The 23403-nt window shown below is 42.7% G+C and carries 19 protein-coding genes; 2 read left to right on the forward strand and 17 right to left on the reverse strand.

What is annotated here, in order from left to right:
• The first annotated feature begins 140 nt into the window (after positions 1-140).
• A complete protein-coding gene (locus R8695_RS10955; RefSeq protein WP_154780510.1) occupies positions 141-1352 on the forward strand; it encodes a hypothetical protein in 1212 nt (403 codons plus the stop codon).
• A gap of 42 nt (positions 1353-1394) precedes the next feature.
• Here the strand turns inward: R8695_RS10955 and R8695_RS10960 are convergent, their stop codons facing one another.
• From R8695_RS10960 to R8695_RS11030, 15 genes are all read right to left on the reverse strand, one after another.
• Complete coding sequence (locus R8695_RS10960) at positions 1395-2153, reverse strand: sulfite exporter TauE/SafE family protein (protein WP_154780511.1); 759 nt, start codon at positions 2151-2153, stop codon at positions 1395-1397.
• A 2-nt stretch (positions 2154-2155) separates the two neighbouring features.
• Positions 2156-3952 (reverse strand): aspartate--tRNA ligase, encoded by a 1797-nt coding sequence (gene aspS, locus R8695_RS10965; protein ID WP_154780512.1) that lies wholly within the window; start codon positions 3950-3952, stop codon positions 2156-2158.
• Between the two features lie 52 nt (positions 3953-4004).
• A complete protein-coding gene (gene hisS / locus R8695_RS10970) occupies positions 4005-5261 on the reverse strand; it encodes a histidine--tRNA ligase (RefSeq protein WP_154780513.1) in 1257 nt (418 codons plus the stop codon).
• A gap of 12 nt (positions 5262-5273) precedes the next feature.
• The gene (locus R8695_RS10975) at positions 5274-5852 is read right to left on the reverse strand and encodes an HD-GYP domain-containing protein (protein WP_118512210.1); all 579 of its coding nucleotides are present in this window, start codon (positions 5850-5852) and stop codon (positions 5274-5276) included.
• Between the two features lie 17 nt (positions 5853-5869).
• Entirely contained in the window at positions 5870-7369 is a 1500-nt protein-coding gene (gene hemZ / locus R8695_RS10980) for a coproporphyrinogen dehydrogenase HemZ (RefSeq protein WP_154780514.1), read from the reverse strand.
• Positions 7341-7970: an MBL fold metallo-hydrolase gene (locus tag R8695_RS10985; RefSeq protein WP_118512214.1), complete on the reverse strand. Its 630-nt coding sequence runs from the start codon at positions 7968-7970 to the stop codon at positions 7341-7343. Before R8695_RS10985 ends, hemZ begins: the two co-directional genes overlap by 29 nt.
• 35 nt (positions 7971-8005) lie before the next feature.
• The gene (locus R8695_RS10990) at positions 8006-10336 is read right to left on the reverse strand and encodes a RelA/SpoT family protein (protein ID WP_118512216.1); all 2331 of its coding nucleotides are present in this window, start codon (positions 10334-10336) and stop codon (positions 8006-8008) included.
• 37 nt (positions 10337-10373) lie between these two features.
• Positions 10374-10898 (reverse strand): adenine phosphoribosyltransferase, encoded by a 525-nt coding sequence (locus R8695_RS10995; protein WP_118512218.1) that lies wholly within the window; start codon positions 10896-10898, stop codon positions 10374-10376.
• A 418-nt stretch (positions 10899-11316) separates the two neighbouring features.
• Complete coding sequence (locus R8695_RS11000) at positions 11317-11952, reverse strand: transposase (RefSeq protein ID WP_154780515.1); 636 nt, start codon at positions 11950-11952, stop codon at positions 11317-11319.
• Positions 11953-12177: 225 nt separating this feature from the next.
• Entirely contained in the window at positions 12178-13890 is a 1713-nt protein-coding gene (gene recJ, locus R8695_RS11005; protein WP_118512313.1) for a single-stranded-DNA-specific exonuclease RecJ, read from the reverse strand.
• Positions 13891-13970: 80 nt separating this feature from the next.
• On the reverse strand, positions 13971-16382 hold the full coding sequence (secD, locus tag R8695_RS11010; protein WP_154780516.1) for a protein translocase subunit SecD: 2412 nt from the start codon (positions 16380-16382) through the stop codon (positions 13971-13973).
• A gap of 111 nt (positions 16383-16493) precedes the next feature.
• Positions 16494-17861 carry a thioether cross-link-forming SCIFF peptide maturase gene (gene scfB, locus R8695_RS11015; RefSeq protein ID WP_182437472.1) on the reverse strand — a complete coding sequence of 456 codons (1368 nt, stop codon included), beginning with the start codon at positions 17859-17861 and terminating at the stop codon, positions 16494-16496.
• Positions 17862-17944: 83 nt separating this feature from the next.
• Positions 17945-18085 (reverse strand): six-cysteine ranthipeptide SCIFF, encoded by a 141-nt coding sequence (gene scfA, locus R8695_RS11020; RefSeq protein WP_008703734.1) that lies wholly within the window; start codon positions 18083-18085, stop codon positions 17945-17947.
• A 73-nt stretch (positions 18086-18158) separates the two neighbouring features.
• Positions 18159-18509 (reverse strand): TIGR04086 family membrane protein, encoded by a 351-nt coding sequence (locus tag R8695_RS11025; protein WP_154780517.1) that lies wholly within the window; start codon positions 18507-18509, stop codon positions 18159-18161.
• A gap of 51 nt (positions 18510-18560) precedes the next feature.
• Positions 18561-20111, reverse strand: a complete 1551-nt coding sequence (locus tag R8695_RS11030; RefSeq protein ID WP_154780518.1) for an LPXTG cell wall anchor domain-containing protein — start codon at positions 20109-20111, stop codon at positions 18561-18563.
• Between the two features lie 416 nt (positions 20112-20527).
• Between R8695_RS11030 and R8695_RS11035 the strand changes: the two genes are divergently transcribed.
• On the forward strand, positions 20528-21811 hold the full coding sequence (locus tag R8695_RS11035) for an HlyC/CorC family transporter (RefSeq protein WP_118512321.1): 1284 nt from the start codon (positions 20528-20530) through the stop codon (positions 21809-21811).
• A gap of 18 nt (positions 21812-21829) precedes the next feature.
• Here the strand turns inward: R8695_RS11035 and R8695_RS11040 are convergent, their stop codons facing one another.
• Together R8695_RS11040 and R8695_RS11045 are read right to left on the reverse strand one after the other, a co-directional pair.
• The gene (locus R8695_RS11040) at positions 21830-22429 is read right to left on the reverse strand and encodes a YdcF family protein (RefSeq protein ID WP_118512323.1); all 600 of its coding nucleotides are present in this window, start codon (positions 22427-22429) and stop codon (positions 21830-21832) included.
• An 80-nt stretch (positions 22430-22509) separates the two neighbouring features.
• Positions 22510-23274: an N-acetylmuramoyl-L-alanine amidase gene (locus R8695_RS11045; RefSeq protein WP_118512325.1), complete on the reverse strand. Its 765-nt coding sequence runs from the start codon at positions 23272-23274 to the stop codon at positions 22510-22512.
• Between the last annotated feature and the right edge of the window lie 129 nt (positions 23275-23403).

Genomic DNA, 23403 nt, shown 5'->3' on the forward strand with positions numbered 1-23403 from the left:
AAGCTTTCCATCTAAATGATGCGTTTTTCACAAAATTTCCACCGATTTTTTATGAAATTCGTTCATAATTTATACTTTTTTGACATTGAAGATAAAATCTGGTAAAATACATAACATCTATTGGAAAGGAAAAGATACGTATGAAGATAAACAAACGTCTTCTCCCGATCTTCGCTATAGTATTGATCTTCCTGGCTGCATTCATAGCAGGCAGCTTTTCCCACAGAGATCAATCCGATGCCAGAGAAGTGATCAGGAGTGAACTGGACCGGCTTAAAGACCTGGATTCCAAAACAACTCAGAAATATATCTCCTACAAAGAAATGTTCCCCGATGCGACAGAAAATACAGAGCTATCTGATGAAATCAACAATGTATTTTCTCTTTTTTTCCAGAAATTTGACTATAAAATTCTGGATATCAGCGTCGATAAAAAATCAAAAACCGCCGAAGCTTCTCTTAAGCTTACTACTATTGATGCACAAAGTCTTGCCAGAGATTTTGCCACCGAACTGCTGAAGACACAGATCACAGAGACAGCCCAGGCCAAATCAGGAACTGTAAAAGATTCTTCCAAATCCCTGGAGGGACATTACCTCATTCTGAATCGTCTGCTTACCACTAATACTTACGATTCAACAGAAAACAATTGTACCATCCAGCTTATAAATAATGGCTCCGGCCAGAAAGAAAATTGGGAGATTCGGCGTACATATTCCCTTGAGAATGATCTTGTCGGCGGTCTAATGGTCTATCTGTCTGATCCCGATATCCTGTCACCGGAGGATACCCTTTCTGTTTATTTTAACACACTCCAAAAAATGAATCTGGAAGAAATGAGTTCTTATCTTGGTGTGCTTAATATTATGAATACTTCCGATTCCGTGAAGAATTCCATTGCCGAAGCACTGGTAGAACAGGTTCATCAGAATTTTAATTTCAAGATCCAGTCAAGCAGCGTCAACGGATACAATGCCACTGTCACTACTGCGATCACTACCTTTGACAGTAATGCTATTCTGTCCAATTATCAGAGCAGTCTGGATACTTACCTGGCATCCCCTGATGCTGTGATCGATGGTTCCCAGAAACGTTATGAAAAATCTCTGGATTTTCTACTGAATAGTATAAAAAACAACACTGCCACAACTACTTCAGATGTTGATTTCGTACTGATCAATGATGGCGCATCCTGGAATCTGCAGGATGAAGGAAATACACTTGGTGATGCCATATTCGGAACTCTGACATCTTCACCTCTGGATGAGGATTCAGACAGTTCTGATTCTGACTCTTCCGAAGACAGTTTCGAAACAACAGATGATACAGACACTGAAACATATGATTCCTGAAAAAAATCCCGGGCTTTTGATAACCCGGGATTTTTTGGCTTTTTACATGCCTGTTATTATTTTTATAAATAAAAGTACCAACACGATCAGAATAATAGGACGGACAATCTTGTTGCCGTTTTTCATTACCATTCCCGATCCTACATAATGTCCTGCAATAGAAAATACAGAAGCTGCCAGTCCCAGAAGAACAATGATCTTCCCGCTGAACAGAAAAACTGCAAGAGCCATTACATTAGAAGAAAGGTTTGCCAGCTTCATGGTACCTGTAGCCTTTGCTACCGGGAGTTTTGCCACTCCGGTATACAAAATAAGAAGAAAAGTCCCGGTTCCCGGTCCATAAAATCCATCATAGCAGCCCACTGCCAGAGAACAAACTGCACATAACAGCCATTGCTTTTTTCTGGAAATCCGGATATTTCCTGTATCATCCAGATCCTTTTTCTTCAATACATAAAATGCAACAACAGGAAGTACAGGAATCAGCATTCCTCTGAGGATCTTATCACTTGCCATCAAAGCCAGATGTGCACCTGCAAACGATCCCGCCAGTGCCATGGAAATACATGGAAGAGCAACTCCCCAATCCACAAATTTATTCTTACACAGACGCGCTGTGGAAATTGCAGTACCTGTAGCTGAAGACAGCTTATTCGTGGCAATGGCATTATGCATGGGAACCCCTGCAAGTAAATATGCAGGCAGGGAGATCAAACCTCCCCCGCCTGCAATAGCATCAACAAATCCAGCCAGAAAAACCAACGGGCATACAATTAAAAATGTCTGGACTGTAAGCTTCATAATTATTCAGCGTCTTTCTCCGGTCTTATTTCAAGTTCCAGCTCTTTTAACTGTACTTCACTTACTGCACTTGGAGACTGGGTCATAAGACAGGAAGCATCTTTAACCTTCGGGAACGCAATAACATCACGGATGCTGTCAACCTTAGCCATAAGCATAACCAGACGATCCAGTCCATATGCCAGTCCAGCGTGAGGCGGAACTCCGTATTTGAATGCATCCAGAAGGAATCCAAACTGCTCGTGGGCAGCTTCTTTTGTGAATCCAAGTGCTTCAAACATTCTCTCCTGAATGTCATCCTGATGGATTCTGACACTGCCACCACCGATTTCATTACCGTTTAATACGATATCGTACGCTTTCGCACGGACCTTTCCAGGATCTGTATCCAGAAGCGGAAGATCCTCTTCCATAAGCATAGTGAATGGATGATGCATTGCTGTGAAACGGTTCTCTTCTTCACTCCACTCAAGAAGCGGGAACTCTGTTACCCAGACGAAACGATATTCATTCTTGTCAAGCAGATCCATCTGTTTCGCAAGTTCCAGACGAAGTGCGCCAAGTACATCATAAACCAGTTTCTTCTTATCTGCCGCGAACAGAAGCAGGTCTCCTGCTTTACCATCCATAGCAGCTACCAAAGCGTCCATCTCTTCCTCTGTCATGAATTTGGCGAAAGAAGACTTTCTTGTGCCATCTTCGGCAATCGCAATGTATGCAAGGCCTTTGGTCCCGTAACCTTTGGCAAATTCAACCAGTTTATCAATTTTCTTACGAGGCATAGCGCCCTGTCCTTCTGCATTGATACCACGGATACTGCCGCCATTTTCCAGGGCAGAAGTAAATACGCTGAATCCACAGTTCTTCACTACGTCACTTACATCATGCAGTTCCATTCCGAAACGCATATCCGGTTTATCAGAACCGAATCTGTCCATAGCTTCCTGCCATGTGATACGCTGGATTGGAAGTTTTACATCAATGTCAAGAACTTCTTTGAACAGATATGCAAGGAATCTCTCGTTTACATCGATAACATCATCAACATCTACGAAAGAGAGCTCCATATCGATCTGCGTGAACTCCGGCTGTCTGTCAGCACGAAGATCCTCATCACGGAAGCATCTTGCAATCTGGATATAACGGTCATAACCGGAGCACATCAGAAGCTGCTTGTACAGCTGCGGTGACTGGGGCAGACCATAGAAATGTCCAGGATGGACACGAGACGGTACCAGATAATCTCTTGCACCTTCCGGTGTACTCTTGCCAAGCATTGGTGTTTCGATTTCAAGGAATCCCTCTTTTGCAAAGAACTGTCTTGTGAGCATCATAACTTTGCTCTTAAGCATGATGTTCTTCTGAAGATCCGGTCTTCTTAAATCAAGATAACGATATTTCAGACGGATCTCATCTTTTGTCTTGCTGTTCTCTTCGATTGGGAAAGGAGGTACTTCTGCCTCAGACAGTACACGGAGTGTTTTTACCCGAAGCTCGATCTCACCTGTTGCAAGATTCTTATTTACTGCGCCGCCTCTTTCTTCTACCACACCGGTAACAGCGATTACAAACTCGCTTCTCAGCTTGCCTGCTTTGGCAAAGCCTTCTTCGTCAATGCTGCCGTTCTCGAAGATCAGCTGCATGATACCGGAACGGTCTCTTAAATCTACGAAAATGATTCCGCCTTTATCACGGGCTTTCTGAACCCATCCCATAAGAACGACTTCTTTGCCCACCATTTCCTTCGTTACTTCTGCACATCGGCATGTTCTGTGCAGTCCCTGCATACTTTCAGCCATGTTTTTTTCCTCTTTTCATGCTTTTCTATATTAATTATAAAATCTAACGTGATCACATTCTGTCTTTGAAAAATTCTACAAACTCTGTATAGCCTTCTGCAATCATCTGGTCTTTCTGGAATTTCTTATTCTTCTTCATAATAGAAATATTGATCTGTGTTCCTGCATTACGTTCTTCCTGCGCCTGTTTCAGGATTGTAAGCAGTTTGTCTGCAGGCATATTTTTCTCAATGAGATATGCTTTCTTGCCGTTCTTTGTAGGGATTTCGTAGTTTCTCTCAAGAAGAAGCATAACAATACGTTCAAATCCGATGGAGAATCCGCATGCACAGGTATTATTTCCTGTAAACTTGCCGATCATCTCATCATAACGTCCGCCGCCGCCTACACTGCCGCCGAATTCATCCATGGAAATTTCGAAGATCGGACCTGTATAATAGGACATTCCACGTACCAGGGTCGGATCAAATGCCATCTTGAAATCTGCTGTTTTTACAGAATCAACAGTTGAAATGATCGTCTCCAGATCTTCTGCAACCTTAGAATCCAGTACATCTTTTAATTTCTCTTTGATAAAGCGGACACCTTCAATATCAGAAGTGATCTCTTTAAACATTCCCAGATAAGTATCAATACTTTCTCTGGCAAATCCTTCTTTCTCCAGTTCTTCTGCTACTCCGTCCAGACCGATCTTGTCCATCTTATCCAGAATGATAAATACTGTGTCAAAGCTCTCCTGCGGGAATCCACTGTACTGTGCCATTGCCTTTAAAATCTTTCTGTCATTGATACGGATAGTGAAATTATGGAAATCCAGTTTGCCTAACAGTGTTGTAGTAGCCAGCACCAGTTCAATTTCAGCCAGATAAGTAGGCTCTCCCAGAATATCAATATCGCACTGCATAAACTGACGGAAACGTCCTCTCTGTGGTCTGTCTGCTCTCCATACATTTCCCATCTGGAGTGCCTTAAAAGGAACCGGCAGTTCATTGGCATTGTTGGAATAATATCTGGAAAGCGGTACGGTAAGGTCATAGCGAAGTCCGGAATCCACCAGATCTGCCTCCTGCTCTGCTTCTTTCAGTTTCAGCTTCTCGCCACGTTTCAAAATTTTGAAGATCAGTTTCTCATTTTCTCCACCCTGCTTGCTGCAAAGGTTCTCAATATGCTCCACACATGGAGTTTCAATTGCTGAAAATCCAAATGTTCCATAAGTCTCACGGATCATGTTCATCACATAATTACGGATTTCCATCTCTTTTGGTAAAATGTCTTTCATACCGGTTACCGGCTTTTTCTTTAACGCCATATTGTCCTCCTTTTATCGCGTTGTTTTTTCATCTTTATGAACAACTCTCTGGAATGCAAGGAAAACCTGCATATCAAAGTTTTTCACTTCATCGATCATCAGTTCCATCACTGTGGAAATGTCAAATCCCTTCCTGTATGGCCGGTCTGAGATCAGTGCTGCATACACATCACAGACCCTCAAAATCCGCGCCCCGATAGGAATCTCTTCCCCTACCTTATTGGACGGATATCCACTGCCATCATAATTCTCATGATGGTACAGAATACTCTCCAGCACGAAATCCGAATATCCCTGATCTTTCAGTTCTTCATATCCCAATGTAGAATGCATACGGACATATTTCAATTCCTCGATCACCAGCGGATCCTGCTCCTGCCCGTTGATATAGCTTGTCAGTTTCAGTTTTCCAATATCATGAAGCATTCCGGCAATAGCCAGATCATAACACTGTTTATGGGGAAGTCCCAGTTCTTCTGCTACTGCATAGGCCAGATTACTTACCAGCATTCCGTGATGTAATTCTGATGACAGGTCAAACTCCAGAATTCTCTGCTGAGAACCGGCTGCTGTCTTTTGTACTGTACTCAAAGCATTCCCTCCCGGTTTTACAGCCAGGTACTGATCGCTGTCTGTTTTCTCTGGATCATTTCATCTATACGTGAAATGTAATTGGAAACATCTTTCACATTTTCTACCCGTTCAATTCTGTTTCCGTGGTCAAAGACCAGTTTGGAAGAACCGCCTGCGCCTAATGCGATGATCGGCTGTTTTTCCTCCATAATCAGTATATTGTAAATTCCGGCTTTGTCAACCTTTGCATAGCCAACATTTTCGAAATTTCCCTTCATATTCTTCTGTCTGTACAGATAATATGGTCCCATTCCCATCTCATAGGCAGTTTTCATGGTAAGATCCATGATTTCCTGATTATTTTCAAAAGACATTTCCTGATATTTTTCTTTAAAAATGTTCAGTCTTGCTGCTCTTTTCACAGCCAGAGAATGAACCGTCATACTGTCAGGAGCCAGTTCCCGTACCTGTTCCAGGGTACGCCCAACCATGGAAATATCCTCCCCTGGAAGCCCTACGATCAGATCCATATTGATATTATCATATCCCAGCTCCCTGGCCAGATAGAAAGCTTCTTTTGTCTGGGCAACGGTATGTCTGCGGCCGATAATATCCAGAGTTTCCTGATTCATAGTCTGTGGATTTACAGAAATTCTGGTAACCGGATACTCCTGGATCGCCTGCAGTTTCTCCCTGGTAATACTGTCCGGTCTGCCTGCCTCTATAGTAAATTCAGCAAGTCCCTCATAACCGAAAGACTCTCCAACTGTATCAAGAAGTTTCCTGATCTGATGAGGAAGCAATGTGGTAGGTGTACCGCCGCCTATATAAATAGTATCCAGTTTCCTGCCTTTCATCATCCGGGCAGTTTCCCTTACCTCCCTGCAAAGTGATTCCACATATTCATCCGTCCTCTTCTCCCATACTTTCAGCGGATAGGAACTGAAAGAACAGTAAAGACAGATGCTCGGGCAAAACGGAATCCCGATATACAGGCTGTACCCATTCTCATAATCAATGTCCTTAAGGATCTCTCTTTCTCTGTTTGCAATGGTAATGGCAAGGGCAGTTTTCTGCGGGCTGACCAGATATTTCTCTCGCATTTCCTGTGCAGCCTCTGTATTCTTCATCCCTGACTCGATCATTCCCATGGCCAGTTTGGCAGGGCGGATCCCTGTAAGGTTTCCCCACGGAAGTGTTCTTCCGGTCAGTTTCACCAACAGCTGATACAGGGCATATTTGATGCTGTCCTTATTTTCTTTTCTTAATTTATGAGAATCTCTAATCTTCTCATCCCTGATCACAGCGGCACTTATCACGCCCTTGTTTTCGTCCCGTTCATATCTGATCAGGTAACTGTCATTATCCCGTTCCACACGGAAGCGGAGGTCATACTCTGCTTCCTCATCTTCGTAAAGAGTATGTATCTCCGCTTCGGGATAAAATGCTTTGATCAGTTCATAAACATCATGTTCAAATTCTCTGTTCTCAAACAGAATGCCTATTTTATACAAATGGATTATACCTCTTTTCATAACCAATGGTGGTAGATGCATCATGTCCCGGGAATACTTCTGTCTCCTCAGGCAGGGAATCCACCAGTTTATGCAGACTTCTGACAATGTCTGCGGTACTTCCTCCCGGGAAGTCTGTTCTTCCTACAGAGCCGTAGAAAACTGTATCTCCACTGAAAAGTACATCTTCCTCTTCTATATAATAACAGCAGCTTCCTTTCGTATGTCCCGGTGTATGGATTATCTGAATTGTAAATCCAGCCACCTGGAAAACTTCCAGATCATTCAGCAGTACATCCGGTATGATAGAACAGTTTTTGCCATAGTGTGCTGTCATGTTCACAGAAGGTTCACGAAGCATCTCTTCCTCCTGACGACAGGCATAGATCGGAATATTGTATTTTTCTTTCACTGCCTGTGCCGCCATAATATGATCAAAATGTCCATGTGTCAGCAGGATCGCTGCGGGCTTTCCACCCATCTGTATCACTTTCTCATAAATTTTCTCCGGGAAATCAGCCGGATCTATCACAATCATTTCACCTGTAGTTTTATTCTTCAGAAAATAACAGTTTGTATATACAGGACCCAGGATGCATTTCTGCAGTTCTAAATTCTTCATAGAAATTCCTTTCTTTTATACCTTGCGGATTCTTATCAGCCGGTAGTTCTCTCTACATCAATAATACTGTCTACCTGACGTATCTTTTCGATCAGAGATCTTAATTCCTCTTTGCTTCCGATTTCAAAGCTCATGGAGATCGTCGCCTTTTCCTGTTTATTCGTACGGCTGTTAATACTTCTCAGATCTATCTTACGTTCTGTAAAGATCTTGGACAGGTCCACAAGAAGACCTGTTCTGTTGTTGGCATAAACCTGGATCTCCGCCATGTATTTCTCAGCCTGTTTCGTATCCGGCTGCTGCCATTCCGCCTCGATCAGACGTGTACGATCCATCTCTGACATATTCAGCACATTGATACAGTCTGTACGGTGAATAGTAATTCCACGTCCTCTGGTAACAAATCCCACAATCTCATCCCCTGGAATAGGATTACAGCACTTGGAGAAACGTACTGCCACATCATGGATTCCTTTTACCACAATGCCGCTTTTGTTCTTCGTAATATGAAGTTTCTCCTGGGTCTCCCCTGCCGCTTCCAGAACCTGCTCATCTGTGAGGTTCTTTTTGTTTTCTTTATCATAGGCTTCAACCAGCTTATTGAAGACCTGTCCCTCTTTCAGACCACCATGACCGATAGCAGCCAGAACAGATTCCCAGTCACGGAAACCATATTTATGCATAACAGCATCCTGATACTGAGGTTTCGTGTAATTCACAATCTTAAATCCCTTGGCTCTGGCATACTGGGTCAGCATTTCCTTACCTTTAAGAATGTTATCTTCCTTCAATTCTTTCTTGAACCACTGGTTGATCTTGTTCTTCGCCTGGGTACTCTTTACCAGTTTCAGCCAGTCACGGCTTGGTCCCTGAGAATTCTGGGAAGTGATGATCTCGATCCTGTCGCCGTTTTTAATCTGATATTCAATAGGAACAAGTTTGCCGTTTACTCTGGCACCCACCATCTTATTTCCTACTGCGCTGTGCACACTGTAGGCAAAATCTACAGGTGTGGAACCGCTTGGAAGGGTTTTTACATCTCCCTGAGGCGTAAAACAGTAAACACTGTCTGCAAAAAGATCCAGGTCATTCTTCAGAAGGCTCATGAACTCTTTATTATCAGACATATCCCTCTGCCACTCCAGGATCTGGCGTAGCCAGTTCAGTTTCTCTTCCTCACTCTTGCCTACCGGTGCTTTGCCATCCGAGGATTCTTTATATTTCCAGTGAGCGGCAATACCATATTCTGCAGTCTTATGCATTTCAAAAGTACGGATCTGGATTTCGAAAGGCTGTCCATTAGGTCCGATCAGTGTGGTATGCAGAGACTGATACATGTTCGGTTTCGGCATTGCAATATAATCTTTGAATCTTCCGGGAATCGGCTTGTACATCTCGTGAATGACACCAAGAGCTGCATAACAGTCCTTAACTGTGTCTACCAGAATACGTACTGCAAAAAGATCGTAGATCTGATCGATGGTCTTGTCCTGATTGACCATCTTCTTATAAATACTGAAGAAATGTTTCACACGCCCGTCTACCTGCGCTTTAATGTTGGCATCGTCCATGTGTTTCTTGACTTCTTTTACAATGGCACCTACGAATTGTTCTCTTTCACTCTTTCGCAGGGCAATCTTCTCTACCAGATCGTAATAGACGTCCGGTTTCAGATATTTCAGTGACAGGTCATCCAGTTCTACCTTGATCTTGGATATACCCAGACGCATGGCAATGGGAGCATAGATGTCCATGGTTTCTCTGGCTTTCTCCTGCTGTTTCTCAGGGCGCATATACTGCAGAGTACGCATATTGTGGAGACGGTCTGCCAGCTTGATAAGGATAACCCTGATGTCTTTTGCCATGGCAAGGAACATCTTTCGCAGATTCTCTGCCTGAACTTCTACTTTATCCGCGGAATAGGACAGCTGTCCCAGTTTGGTAACACCATCTACAAGAAGTGCTACCTCTGAGCCAAACTCCTTTTCCACTTCTTCATAGGTCATCCAGGTATCCTCCACCGCATCATGGAGAAGGCCGGCCACAATCGTTTCTTTGTCAAGTTCCAGATCTGCCAGAATGATTGCTACGCAAAGCGGGTGAATGATATATGGCTCTCCGGACTTTCTTTTCTGTCCTTCATGAGCTTCACTCGCAACTCTGTATGCTTTCTCGATCATGGAGATGTCTGTTGACGGATGATACTTCCGGACACTGTTTATCAGTTCTTCATAAAGTACCTCCGGACTTGTAAAATCGTGCATAGTCTTTACTGCCGCATCTGCTTTCTTTACAGATTCCAGTTTCTCTTTCTCAACCTGCATTTCATCTTTCTTTGCTTCTGTACTCTTCGTTATCTCTGCCATATGCTCCCACCTGCCTGTCCTGCACAATCAGCTGTGCTTATTTACCATCGTAGCAAATTACGGATGCTACATCATATCCCTTCAGTCTCTCGCGTCCTTTTAATCCTGCAAGTTCCATAAGAAATACAACTTTCACTACTTCTCCGCCAAGCTGTTCTACAAGCTTGATGGCTGCTTCAATGGTACCGCCTGTTGCGATCAGATCATCGATAATGGCAACCTTCTGGCCTGGTTTGATGGAATCTTTATGCATCTCGATCTCTGCACTGCCGTATTCCAGGTCATAGCTTGCAGATACTGTTTCACATGGAAGTTTTCCTTTCTTGCGGATCGGCACAAATGGTTTATGAAGATTATATGCAATCGGAACTCCGAAGATAAATCCTCTGGATTCTGTACCTGCGATCACATCCACGTCAAGGCCTTTCAGACATTCCTGCATGGAATCGATTGCCAGCTGCAAACCGTCTGCATCCTGCAGAACACTTGTAATATCTCTGAAAATAATTCCCGGTTCCGGGAAATCCGGTATGCTTCTTACGTATTCTTCAATTTTTTTCATCTTAATTTCCTCCAAAGCTTTATAATCTATGAATAAAAATACTTTTTTATATAATAAATCATAAATATTTTATAGTATAGCACCTTTTTATTTCAGAATCAATCCTTAGAGCAGCGCGTCTTTCTTCCTGAACAATTATTGGGTTGTTACTGTTCACTCCCAATGTCATTTACTTAAGAGCAAAATAATAGAAATATATCCGCCAAGCGCTATAGGCTTAGTATATTTAAGGATTTATCTAAAAACGGATGCATCTTGTTTGACAAAAAGTAGTTCTTTATAGCTGTTATTTTTCTTAATGCAACAAAAATATTGGAAAACATCTGTTTATGGGTAACCTTAATAAAGGTAAGCAAAAATTTATATTTTACTTCCCGTTTATCGATAAAAGGTCTATATTAATTATGAGCAGTTATCATTATCGGTAACAAAAGCTCATAGGTAGTTTGAACCTGGCTTGGCGGCAAAAGGTTCTATTAGGCCTGATTGCTCTGGCAAACACTTCCTGAACGATATATGTATATTTTTTACTATGGAATGCTTTCAGGCATAACGGATATTTTAAATCACGGTATGCATTTTCCTGTGTCCATCGGAGATGATAGAGTTCCTTGAGGTCATCCATATCAAATTCAATATCAGGAAGATTTGTAATCAGATTTTCATAAATGCCTGGTGCAATCACAATTCGGACAATCCGTAAGGATAGCAGATATTCTGTGAAGGTTTCCGAAATAAAATCCATTGGAACATCTTTACAGATATAACGGTAGTTCTGCAAAAGTTCCCATAGTGCATTATCTTTTAATTTTGCACGCTGGTGATAGAAAGCGGCTTTTGATGGTGTTTCATCCGTGCGTCCGAAGAAATGGTAAAGTTCTTCTCTTAAACAGTCATCTTCCATGGTCAGTAAAAGAAGAAGGAAATCATGAAAGCCAATTTTTCTGTTACGAGTAAAATCTTTATCCGGATGGACCGCAAAGTTTTCAGGTGTTTGGGAAAGTTCGTCAATGGATGCCATAAGCATCTGTTTCATCAAATTTGAATAAGTCATTTTTGCTTCCTTAGTTAGATGATAAATCGTAAATACGTTTCTAACTAATTGGCTTTTTTTCTGATGTCAATCAGAAAAAATCCGCACAAAATTGATGTAATGTCAAGAAATTTTTGAGTTACTGGTAAGAAAAAAGGAAATTCCTTTTTTAGTAAGAAATTTCCCTAAGTAAATGACATTGCCTGTGAACAATAACATTGGGTTACTGCCCACTCCATGCCACTCCTAACAATAATTCTGAATTACGATCTGAATGCTTTCACGTCCCCGGAAAATGTTGATCTCCGGATAGTAAGTTACAGAAATACTGTCTTTCCCATCTATAAATCTTACGAATTCTTCTGCTTCCCCGAAGTATACCCCATCCATAACTGTACCTGACGGATCCATAAGTTTTACTTTTGCCACATTTCGGTTTTTCCCGAACACCCTGCTTTCCAGAACACGAAGTCCTTTCTGGGCAAAAACCGGCTTGGTATTTCCTTTTCCAAAAGGTTCCAGTAAAGAGATCTGCTCTATCAGCTCTCTGGTTATATAAGAAACAGGCATCGGTACATCTATGATCACTTTTGGGCGCAGATCTTCTTCTGTAAGGGTACAGTTTTCATTTAACCGTCTTCTGAATTCTTCTACATTTTTTTCTTCCATGGAAAGGCCTGCTGCCATAGGATGACCGCCGAACTGTGTCATCAGATCCGCGCACTTTACCAGTTCTTCAAACATGGAATAGCCTTCTATGGAACGGCCGCTTCCCTTTATCCCGGTCTCTCCCCTGGTCAGTACAATTGATGGTCTGTGATACTTTTCCCTGATCCTTCCTGCAATGATCCCTGCAATACTTTCGTGACAGTCCGGCAGGAAGATCACAAGCACTCTGTCCTGACCGAGGGATGTCGTTTCCACCATCTGGATGGCTTCTTCTTTTCCTTTCTCTGTCAGTGCTTTTCGGCTTTGGTTTAAAGCTGTCAGATCACCTGCAAGTCTGGCGGCTTTCTCCCTGTCTTTTGCATTCAGAAGAGCCAGGGAACGTGCAGCTGTATCCAGCCTGCCGCTTGCATTGATGCAGGGACCAAGTACAAATCCCACATGATAAGAAGTGATTTTCATATCCTCCAGTCCATTGGCACGGATCAGTTCTCTCAATCCGATATTCTCAGTGTCCTTTAAACGTCTCAGTCCCTCTTTTACCAAAATACGGTTTTCTCCCTGAAGATCCATCACATCTCCTACTGTTGCAATCGCTGCAAGTTCATAATAATCCTCCAGTTCTTTCCTCGAGATTCCATATTCTTCATACAGTGCAATGATCAGTTTAAAGGCAACCACTGCACCACAAAGTCCTTTTTCCGGATAATCACAGTCGGACTGCTTCGGATTGAGGATTGCGTTGGCCGGAGGCAGGAGCACCTGCCGTGTCCCGTTTATTTCCCTGTATGGAATCTCATGATGATCCGTTACGATCACCGTCATATTCTTTTTTCTTGCCATATCTATTTCCGCTGCAGCTGCAATTCCATTGTCACAGGTAACGATCGTATCGATCCCGTCCTCTTCTGCCCTGTTGATCAGGTGTTCATGGATTCCGTATCCGTCTGCTACTCTGTCCGGAATATAAGTATCCACTTTCCCACCAATCCTTGTAAGTCCTTTTAGCAGTACATAAGTGGAAGTAACACCATCTATATCATAATCTCCAATGATTCGTATCTTAGCCTGTGCAGATATTTTCTCCTTCAGAATATCCACGGCTTTTCTCATATCCTTCATCAGCCACGGAGATGGAAGGTCTTCTATGGTTCCTGTCAGATACTCCCTGATTTTCGATTCGTCTGTCACATCCCTGTTTCTGATCAGCCTGGCAATCACCGGATCAATATGAAACTTTTCTCCAATTGCCTGAAAATCTGCTCTCTTAGCTGTCACTACCCATTTTTCCATCTGATATTCTCCTGCATATCTTTATTATATAAAATATCCCGGGGCATTGCTGCCTCGGGATATTTATGTGTCATATCTGTTTATTTCTGTTCCTGTTCATTCTGCTGATCCTTTGCAGCTTCCTCTGCTGCCAGACGCTCAGCTACTCTTTTTCTGTTTTTCTTCTTTGGCTGAGTCGGATCTTTCTGTGATACATCACGGGCTTTTTTCTGTTTGGAAGAAGAATTTCCGGCTGTGGAAGCTGTGGCAATTGCCGGCTGTCCTTTTCCTGTGAATTTCTTCTTCATTACATACCACAATGCACCTGTAATACATACAGAAGAATATGCACCAACAAGAACACCAACCATCAGAGGTGCTGCGAATTCACGGATAGAAGAAACTCCCATAACGTAAAGAACAGCTACCATAATGAAAGTTGTGAAAGAAGTATAAATACTTCTTGTAAGTGTCTGAGTGATACTTGTATTTACGATCTCTTCCAGTTTCTCACGGGAACCGCTGTGCAGGTTCTCACGGATACGGTCGAAGATAACGATTGTTGCGTTGATCGAGTAACCTACAATAGTAAGCATGCATGCAATAAATGTATTACCTACGGATACTCTGGCAATTGCATAGAATGCAAGTACAACCAGGACGTCATGAAGAAGTGCAAGTACCGCACTGCTTGCAAAACGGATATCTTTAAATCTGAACCAGATGTAAAGAAGCATGCAGATTGTAGCTACGATAACGGCTACGATGGCATCACGGCGCATCTCACTACTTACGGTAGAAGAAATACTCTCTGTGGAGATTGTGCTCTCATCTACACCGAATTTCTCAACCAGCGCGTTCTGAAGAGCTTCACGCTCGCTCTGATTCAGAGAACGTGTCTTGATCACCACCTGATTGGTTCCCACTACCTTTGTAGGCTGAACGTTCTTGTCGCCTGTTACCTCTTCTACAACAGGAGTTACTTCAGAGTCAATGGTCTTAATGTCCATATCTTCGTTAAATGTAACTGTTGTAGAGGTACCGCCTGAAAACTCAAGGCTGTAATTTAATGCTTTGTTTCCTGCATGTGAATTTGCGAGCATCGCTACTGGTCCGCAAAGGATCAGGATAATGGAAATAATGAAGAATACTTTCTTCTTTCCAAGGAAATTAATTGATTTGCATGCCTTTGTAGATCCGTAGAACTTCGGATCACGTACACCAACTGCATAAAGTGCATTCACTACAAATCTGGATACAACCAGTGCTGTAAACATGGAGATCACGATACCAAGGGCAAGCGTATAAGCAAATCCCTTAACTGTACCGGAACCAAGCCACATCAGCACGAAAGATGCGATCAAAGTTGTAATGTTTCCATCGAAGATTGCGGAGAAAGCTTTGCTGAAACCGGATTTGATGGAATTTCTTACAGATACCCCTGCGCCGATCTCCTCTCGGATACGTGCATAAATAATAACGTTGGCATCCACCGCCATACCGATACCAAGGATGATACCCGCGATACCCGGCAGGGTAAGGGTAATGTCAAAGGCATTCAGTGTGATCAGCATTAATGAGGTATAAAGGATCAGTGCAACACCTGCAACTACACCAGGTGCACGGTATGCAATGATCATGAAGATAATAACAATGATCAGACCGATCGCACCTGCAAGAACACTTGTGGAGATTGCTTCTTCACCAAGCTGTGCAGCTACAACGCTGGAACGAAGTTCTTCCAGTTCCAGTCCCAGGGAACCGATACGGATATAAGAAGCAAGGTTCTGCGCTTCTTCCAGATCAGACATTCCACTGATCTGTGCTTTTCCACCGGAGATCTCTTCATTTACGTTCGGAGCACTGATGATATTGTTATCATATACAATGGCGATCTGTTTGCCTACGTTATTCTTTGTAGCTTCGGCAAATTTCTCTTTACCGCTGTTGTCGCCGTCAGAAGTAAGTGTAAGGCTTACTACGTATTCTTTGGCACTTGTGCTCTGATTCTGGATGGCACCGCCCTGTGCATCTGCCACATCAGAACCTTCCAGAACAACACTTCCGGATTCTTTGATCTCATCCATACTTCTGGATAGAACATACCCATCCTGTCCTGTAGTAAAGTTCTGGTTTCCGTCAGCATCTTCTTTTGTGATGAAATACAGGGAACCTGGTTTACCCAGATCATTCAGAATAGTATCTGCATCTGTAACACCAGGGATCTCAACTGTAATACGGTCTGATCCTTCCTGGTATACCTGAGCCTCTGTACTGTACTGCTCTACACGCTTCTGGAGCTTGTAGATAGTATCTGACATTTCTTCGCTTGTCGGATTGCTCTCCTTGGCCTGGTAGGTAATGCTGACACCACCAGCAAGATCAAGACCTGTGTTGATATGTTTTGCTGCACCGGTTCCGGTAGGACCGATACCTACGGCTGCAGTAAAGCAAAAGAACACAGTCAGGATCAGTGTCAGAAGCAGCACTACGATTCCTTTACTTTTTTTCATAGTTCTTTTCCCTTCTTGATTTTTTGTCCGCGGTCATGTCCGTCCGCCTGCCAGCCATTTTCTGTTATGATAATAGCCGACGGCGGTATCAGCCAGACAGATTCCTGTCCGCTAATCACATGCTAGTGCGGCTTTTATCATGATGGCGCACTCCACACGTTTTCTCTGGAGTTCGCATCCGATTTCATAATTGCCTTTGATATCTCCCTGGAAATGGAATGCATTTGCTGCACATCCACCGCTACAGTAAAAACGCGCGAAGCAGTTTCTGCAGTCTTTCTTTGTGTAAACATTGCATCCGCCGAATTCCTTCTGGATCTCCGGTTTCACGATGCCTGCATCTACATTTCCCATGAGATACTGTTCTTCACCAACAAACTGGTGACATGGGTAAAAATCACCCCAAGGTGTTACAGCCAGGTACTCTGTTCCTGAACCGCAGCCTGACAGTCTCTTGTATACACAAGGGCCGCCTGTAAGATCGATCATAAAGTGGAAGAAGTTAAATCCTTTTCCTTCTTTCTCTCTCTTGATCATTTCTTTTGCAAGAGTATCATACTCTTCCATAATCTGCGGGATATCCTCCTCGCGGATCGCATACTCCTCTGTATCCGCCGCAACTACAGGCTCTACAGAGATCTGTTTGAATCCAAGATCTGCCAGATGAAGTACATCCTTGGAGAAATCAAGATTATGATGTGTAAAAGTACCTCTCACATAATACTTGTCCTGATTTCTGGATTCTGCAAATTTCTGGAACTTCGGCATGATCAGATCATAGCTTCCTGCACCTTTTCTAAATGGGCGCATGTAGTCATGAACTTCCTTACGTCCGTCCACGCTGAGTACAACGTTGCCCATTTCCTTGTTGCAGAATTCCATCACTTCATCATTCAGAAGAACTCCGTTTGTTGTCAGAGTAAAACGGAATTTCTTATTATGAAGCTTCTCCTGCTCTCTGCCATATTTGACCAGATCTTTTACAACTTTCCAGTTCATCAGCGGCTCTCCGCCGAAGAAGTCTACTTCCAGGTTTCTTCTGGAACCTGAATTGGCGATCAGGAAATCCAGCGCTTTCTTGCCGACTTCATAGGACATCAGAGCTCTTCTGCCATGATATTCGCCCTCTTCGGCGAAACAATAGCGGCAGGCCAGATTGCAGTCATGTGCAATGTGCAGGCACAATGCTTTTACAACGGTCTGCCGGTTGTTTGAAAATTCTTCAATTACATTCTCGTAAACATCTTTTGTAAAAAGCATTCCATCTTCTTTCAACTTGTTACACTCTTTTACAGATGTTTCGATATCTTCTTTCTTATATTTGTTTCCCAGTTTCTCTGCAATGGTATCTATGTCCAGACCCTCTTCCAGATACGGAAGAACTTCATATGTAACTTCATCTACTAGATGGATGCATCCACTGTTGATGTCCAGCACAATATTGAAACCATTGCTTTTATAACGGTGAATCAGACTCATTTTAATTAAAATCCTTTCTAAGCGTAAGATAAGCAGCGAAGCACTTACACTCCGCTGCTTATCTCATTTTTCCATAGCTGGTCTTATTTCTGCTCGCAGCTCTGGTTTCCTACTGTACAGGAAGTTTTACATGCGGACTGGCAGGAAGTCTGGCACTCGCCACATCCACCTTTCTTAACTGTGTTCTGTAAGTTCTTTGTATTCAGGGTTTTGATATGTTCCATAACTCTATCCTCCTTATGTAATTATATTCTTGGCATAGTATACCATAGATTTTCATATTTTGAAAGTTTTTTTTTACGACAGCATTCCACCAAGTGTTCCGCCCCCTGCACACATAAAAAAGCAGGTCACTGCATGGGTTATGCTCATATCCCAATGTCCCCTTACAGCAAAGGAAACAAGCAGTAAAAGCAGGTAATAGGCGGCCCCTGTTCCTACTCCCCAGAGATATTTATCTCTGTGCAGAATCCTGCCTGCCATAAATCCTCCCATAAAACACGCAAGCACATATACTACTGTAATTCCCACGTCAACCACAGTTTCCCCCAGATCAAAGGAAAACAGCGCAAATGCCAGCAAAAGCAGAAGTACACCCGTCAGTGCATATGCGAACAGCAGCGATTTCAAAACAGCTCTTATTCTCATGTCTTTCCCTCCTGCTTAAATATATGGAAAGAATATTTATGTTATTCTATCTTATTTCTTTTTCTTCTTCAGGAAAACAACGGCTCCTATGACCACGACTGCCGCTGCGATCAGAACAACAAACGGCACAATATTTGTGGTATCACCAGTTTCCACACTGTTCTGTCTGGAAGCATTGCTGTCCTCTGCCTGACTGTCATCAGAGGAAGCGTCTGATGCATCTGCTGCCGCACTGTTATCAGAGCTGTCCAGACCTGTATTCTGCTCATTTCCTGAAGCTGTACTGCTGTTTCCTGTATCTGAAACAGGTGTTACTGTTACCGGTGCTGCTGTAGGTGTTGCTGCCTGTGAATCAGAGCCGCTGTTCGGTCCCACCAGCTGTTTGCTGCCTGCAATTCCGAAAGGACTGAATGAATGAGTACTGAACACCATCACATCCCCCTCCACACTTGGAATGATCGTTTCCGTAGCACCATTATCCAGAAGATGCTCGATGGTATACTGATATCCTTCTTTGACAGGAACTGTCACACTGATATATTCGCCGCTTGGGATTTCATATTCTGTATTATTCTGCAGATCCCAGAGTTCAAATTCATAGGACTGGAAAATCATGGCATCATCTTCATTGGTAAACTGATAGTTGTCTCCGCTTGATACTCTGAACTGAACATACCATGGCAGATTGATCCCGCTCACCGTAATGCCATTACAGGTATGATTAATGTCTGCCCTTTCTTCTTTCTCTGTTTCAGAAATACTGTCATCAGCATCTTCTGGACGATCATCTTTCTGTTCCGGCTGAATTGGATTGTCAAAAATATTGTCAGATGGTTCTGGTGTTTCCGTAAGTTCTGGATCTTTCTGCTGATCTTCATCTTCTGATTCAGACGGGGTTTCTGTCACAGACAAAACAGGAGTTACTGACGGATCCTCGGATGGAACTTCTTCAGAGGTATCTGCAGGAGCTTCAGATACTGCCGGTGTCTGTTCTGCAGCTGATGAGTCCTCTGCATCTGGTGTCTCTTCGCCGTTTTCAGATGGTTCTTCTGATTCTCCCTTATCTTCCGTTTCTTCAGGTGTTACTGTTACCTGTGCATCCTCTGCCGAGTCTGTCTCTTCTTTATTTGCAGTATCTGTATTCTCTGTCGTATCTTCTGCTGTGTCTTCGTCCGGATCCTCTTCATCCGTGTCCGCCAAGTCATCACCGAAATCTGCAACAACAACATTTATGTATCCCACTACCTGTCCGGACTCTTCATCCCATCCTTCCAGATGGCTTAAATCCTGTCCTTCTGCAGGTGTCAGGAGCACCTGACAGGATTCAACTCTTTTCGTAGGAACATAGCTTCCATCTGCCCATTCCAGAATGCCGTACTCATTCCCCGGGAGTGTGATATTTTCCAGCTCTGTAGGTTCGCTGATCGTAATATTATCAGGAATCACATCTGCCAGTGTTTCCTGTCCCTGTGCTGCATTTACAGATGTCATGCTAACAGGAACCTGACCGGTGATCAAGGCTGCTGTTAATACCGCTGCTGCCAGAAAACCTGCTCTTTTTGTATATTTATTATTTTTGATCATTCTATTTCTATTTGACATATTTACACCTCTATATTATTCGACTGTTCGACTTATATTCTCTATTTTTCTTAATATTTTTAATTTATCTGTACTGATTTCTGTTTTATATGACACGATAATATCGTGTGTTTATATCTTATCAAAACAAATTGATTTTGTAAACATTTTGTAACATAATTTTCAATAATATTTTTCACCTGTATCACATTTCTATCAGAAAATGCGGAAAAAAAATCTTTTTTCCATAATACAGGCAAATTTTGTCGAATGAATTATAGCACAAATTATTTTGTTCTGACACCCCCATTTTCACATTTTTCATGTGTAATTTTCTTTTTCTTGATTTTCAATAAGAAATCATGTATATTCTTTAATAAAAATGATAAAAACAATTTCAGCCTGTTACAGACTGTCAATATAAAGGAGTGAATATTTTGGATTCAGGTATTATTTTTCAGGCAATTACAGTTCTTATATTGATCGCACTCTCTGCCTTTTTCTCTTCCGCAGAGACATCCATGACCACTGTAAACAAAATAAGGATACAGGCTCTGTCCGAACAGGGTGACAGGCGGGCGATCATTCTGGAAAAAGTCATTTCCGACTCTCCAAAAATGCTCAGCACTATTCTCATAGGAAATAATATTGTAAATATGTCTGCATCTTCCCTGATGACTACTCTGACCATCCGGGTATTCGGTAATGTATATGTAGGTATTGCCACAGGAATCCTCACCTTACTGATCCTGATCTTCGGTGAGATCACCCCGAAAAATCTGGCAACCATCCATTCCGAAAAATTTGCACTGGCCTATGCCAGAGTGATCTACGGACTGACAGTGTTCCTTACACCTGTAGTATTTATTGTCAACAAGATCACAGACTGTGTACTTGCACTTTTCCATGTAGACCCCAATGCCAAGGCCAATTCCATGACGGAACATGAGCTGCGTACCCTGGTCAATGTAGGTCAGAAAGAAGGCGTCATTGAAAGCGAAGAAAAGCAGATGATCTATAATGTTTTTGACTTTGGTGATTCCATCGCCAGAGATGTTATGATCCCCCGCATTGATATGACCTTTGTAAATGTGGATTCTACTTATAAAGAGCTGATGGAAATTTTCAAAGAAGATATGCATACACGTTTCCCTGTGTATGAAGATAATACCGACAATGTCATCGGCATTATTAATATGAAAGATCTGCTGGTTTACCCAAAAGAACAGCCTTTTTCTATCCGTGCCATTCTTCGTGAACCATATTTCACCTATGAACATAAATCCACAGCAGATCTGATGATCGAGATGCGTAAGGCGTCTGTAAACCTGGCTATCGTGCTGGACGAATACGGTGCCACCGCAGGACTTGTCACTCTGGAAGATCTTCTGGAAGAAATCGTAGGTGAGATCCGCGATGAATACGATGCTGACGAAGCTGAAGATATCAAAGAAATTCAACCAGGAAGAGAATATCTTGCTCTTGGCTCTGCCAAACTGGATGATATCAATGAAACCATCGGCACAGAACTGGCTTCCGAAGATTATGATTCCATCGGAGGCTATATCATCGAACAGCTGGACTGCCTTCCAAAAGACGGCCAGTCCGTTACTCTGGAAAGCGGTATCCGCCTGGTAGTTGACCGTATCGATAAAAACAGAATTGAACTTGTCCATATCTGGCTTCCTGAAAAACAGGAAGATCCAGATTCTGATGAATAAAAGCCGGGAATCCGGCTTTTATTTTTGCAACATCAGCGAAAACTGTTTTATGATCCTAGTGATCTCACCTGTAACTGCGTCAATCCCTTCTTCCGTTTTTCTCCAGTTCTGTTTATTAATCCCGTCCGTTTCTGAAGGCACTACATAGAATCTGGTTTCCGGATACAAAAGCTGATAATACATAAGCGCTCTTCTGCTGTGATAATTTTTACAGCACAGGATCGCCTTTTTTATATTCAGTCCTGCCTGATCCGTCACCTGTCTGGAATAAATTGCATTTTCATAAGTAAATGTTGCCATGTCTTCCCTGAGGATCCGCTCTTTTGGAACTCCATTCTTTATCAGGACATCCCTGAGAAATTCCCACTCTGTTTCATAAGTTCCATTATATATGTCCCCTTTTGCCAAGACTCCCGAAAACTTCTGATTTATCACACTGTAGCGTCCGCTTGGCAGCACCCAGGCTGCCATTCCTTCTTTATACAGCCTGGCTGCCTGTTCTGCCATCTGCGGATAACCGTTTCCAGGAACAAAAATAATGTCTGCCTGCTCCGGTTTGCTTTCTACAAAAATAAAATTCTCCGTATCTTCCAGAAATTCAGGATATGTCTGCTTCATCCTATTGTCTCTCCATTTCTCTGTATTTTTTCAGATTATATCACATTCTTCCTGACAGATAAAGTAACCCCTCTGCCATCTTATCTCGTAACGATCACTGTGCTGTATCCGTCATCCCGCAGCCGCTGCTCCATGTTTACTGCATTCCCAATCTGCTGATATGCTCCGGTCTGTACTTTATACAGTCCGTTCTCATGCAGCAAAAATGCCGGATATCCTTTCTCAAGAAGCTGATACAACATGCGATCTGCATTTTCCCTTTTCCTAAAAGATCCTGTCTGTACCCGGTAATACAAAGGTTCCTCCACTGTCTCCTGATCCAGGGTTCCCAGTATAGCTTCGGCAATGCTTCTGGCAATCTGGTCGAATTTTTCATCAAACAGTTTATTATCCTCATCTGAATTAATGAAACCTGTTTCGATGAGCAGTGCCGGCATCTTTGTTCTGCGCAGAACTACAAGTCCCGGCCTTTCTTTCACTCCGATTTCCCGGAATCCCAGTTCTCCAAGTGCTCCTACAATATTCTCTGCCATCTGGTACTTTATCCCACTTTTATCATAAACCAGCACTTCTACCCCATTATACTGGTTATCTTTCGAGCTGCTGTTTCTGTGAAAAGAAATAAAATAGTCCACACCTGCCTGATTAGCCAGCTGTGCTTTCTCAAATGGTGTCTGATAAACATCTGTTGTCCTGGTATAAGAAACATTAATTCCGTTATCCTCCAGAATCTTCCCCACAGCCAGTGCCAGTTTCAGATTATCATCCTTTTCCTGACGTCCCTTATATACTGCACCCGGATCCTGTCCGCCGTGTCCTGCATCCAGCATGATCGAATAAGCCATAATATATCCCTTCCTTTTTCTGCCTGTGCTGTTTTATGCACCGACAGAAGAAATCATTTCTGTTTCATTATATGTTTTCCTTTTCTTCATGGTTCCCTTTTGTATCCCTTATTTAATTCTTTAACTTTC

Source organism: Blautia luti, from assembly GCF_033096465.1.
Lineage (GTDB): Bacteria > Bacillota > Clostridia > Lachnospirales > Lachnospiraceae > Blautia_A > Blautia_A luti.

What these genes read in the sequence shown, in the direction of transcription:
- aspS (WP_154780512.1), bottom strand. Translation starts at nt 3,952, where the DNA reads ATGGCTGAAAGTATGCAGGGACTGCACAGAACATGCCGATGTGCAGAA.
- R8695_RS11025 (WP_154780517.1), bottom strand. Translation starts at nt 18,509, where the DNA reads ATGAGAATAAGAGCTGTTTTGAAATCGCTGCTGTTCGCATATGCACTG.
- hisS (WP_154780513.1), bottom strand. Translation starts at nt 5,261, where the DNA reads ATGGCGTTAAAGAAAAAGCCGGTAACCGGTATGAAAGACATTTTACCA.
- hemZ (WP_154780514.1), bottom strand. Translation starts at nt 7,369, where the DNA reads ATGAAAAGAGGTATAATCCATTTGTATAAAATAGGCATTCTGTTTGAG.
- R8695_RS10995 (WP_118512218.1), bottom strand. Translation starts at nt 10,898, where the DNA reads ATGAAAAAAATTGAAGAATACGTAAGAAGCATACCGGATTTCCCGGAA.
- R8695_RS11030 (WP_154780518.1), bottom strand. Translation starts at nt 20,111, where the DNA reads ATGTCAAATAGAAATAGAATGATCAAAAATAATAAATATACAAAAAGA.
- R8695_RS10955 (WP_154780510.1), top strand. Translation starts at nt 141, where the DNA reads ATGAAGATAAACAAACGTCTTCTCCCGATCTTCGCTATAGTATTGATC.
- R8695_RS11000 (WP_154780515.1), bottom strand. Translation starts at nt 11,952, where the DNA reads ATGACTTATTCAAATTTGATGAAACAGATGCTTATGGCATCCATTGAC.
- scfA (WP_008703734.1), bottom strand. Translation starts at nt 18,085, where the DNA reads ATGGAACATATCAAAACCCTGAATACAAAGAACTTACAGAACACAGTT.
- R8695_RS11045 (WP_118512325.1), bottom strand. Translation starts at nt 23,274, where the DNA reads ATGGCTTATTCGATCATGCTGGATGCAGGACACGGCGGACAGGATCCG.
- secD (WP_154780516.1), bottom strand. Translation starts at nt 16,382, where the DNA reads ATGAAAAAAAGTAAAGGAATCGTAGTGCTGCTTCTGACACTGATCCTG.
- R8695_RS10990 (WP_118512216.1), bottom strand. Translation starts at nt 10,336, where the DNA reads ATGGCAGAGATAACGAAGAGTACAGAAGCAAAGAAAGATGAAATGCAG.
- R8695_RS11040 (WP_118512323.1), bottom strand. Translation starts at nt 22,429, where the DNA reads ATGAAGCAGACATATCCTGAATTTCTGGAAGATACGGAGAATTTTATT.
- recJ (WP_118512313.1), bottom strand. Translation starts at nt 13,890, where the DNA reads ATGGAAAAATGGGTAGTGACAGCTAAGAGAGCAGATTTTCAGGCAATT.
- scfB (WP_182437472.1), bottom strand. Translation starts at nt 17,861, where the DNA reads ATGAGTCTGATTCACCGTTATAAAAGCAATGGTTTCAATATTGTGCTG.
- R8695_RS10985 (WP_118512214.1), bottom strand. Translation starts at nt 7,970, where the DNA reads ATGAAGAATTTAGAACTGCAGAAATGCATCCTGGGTCCTGTATATACA.
- R8695_RS10960 (WP_154780511.1), bottom strand. Translation starts at nt 2,153, where the DNA reads ATGAAGCTTACAGTCCAGACATTTTTAATTGTATGCCCGTTGGTTTTT.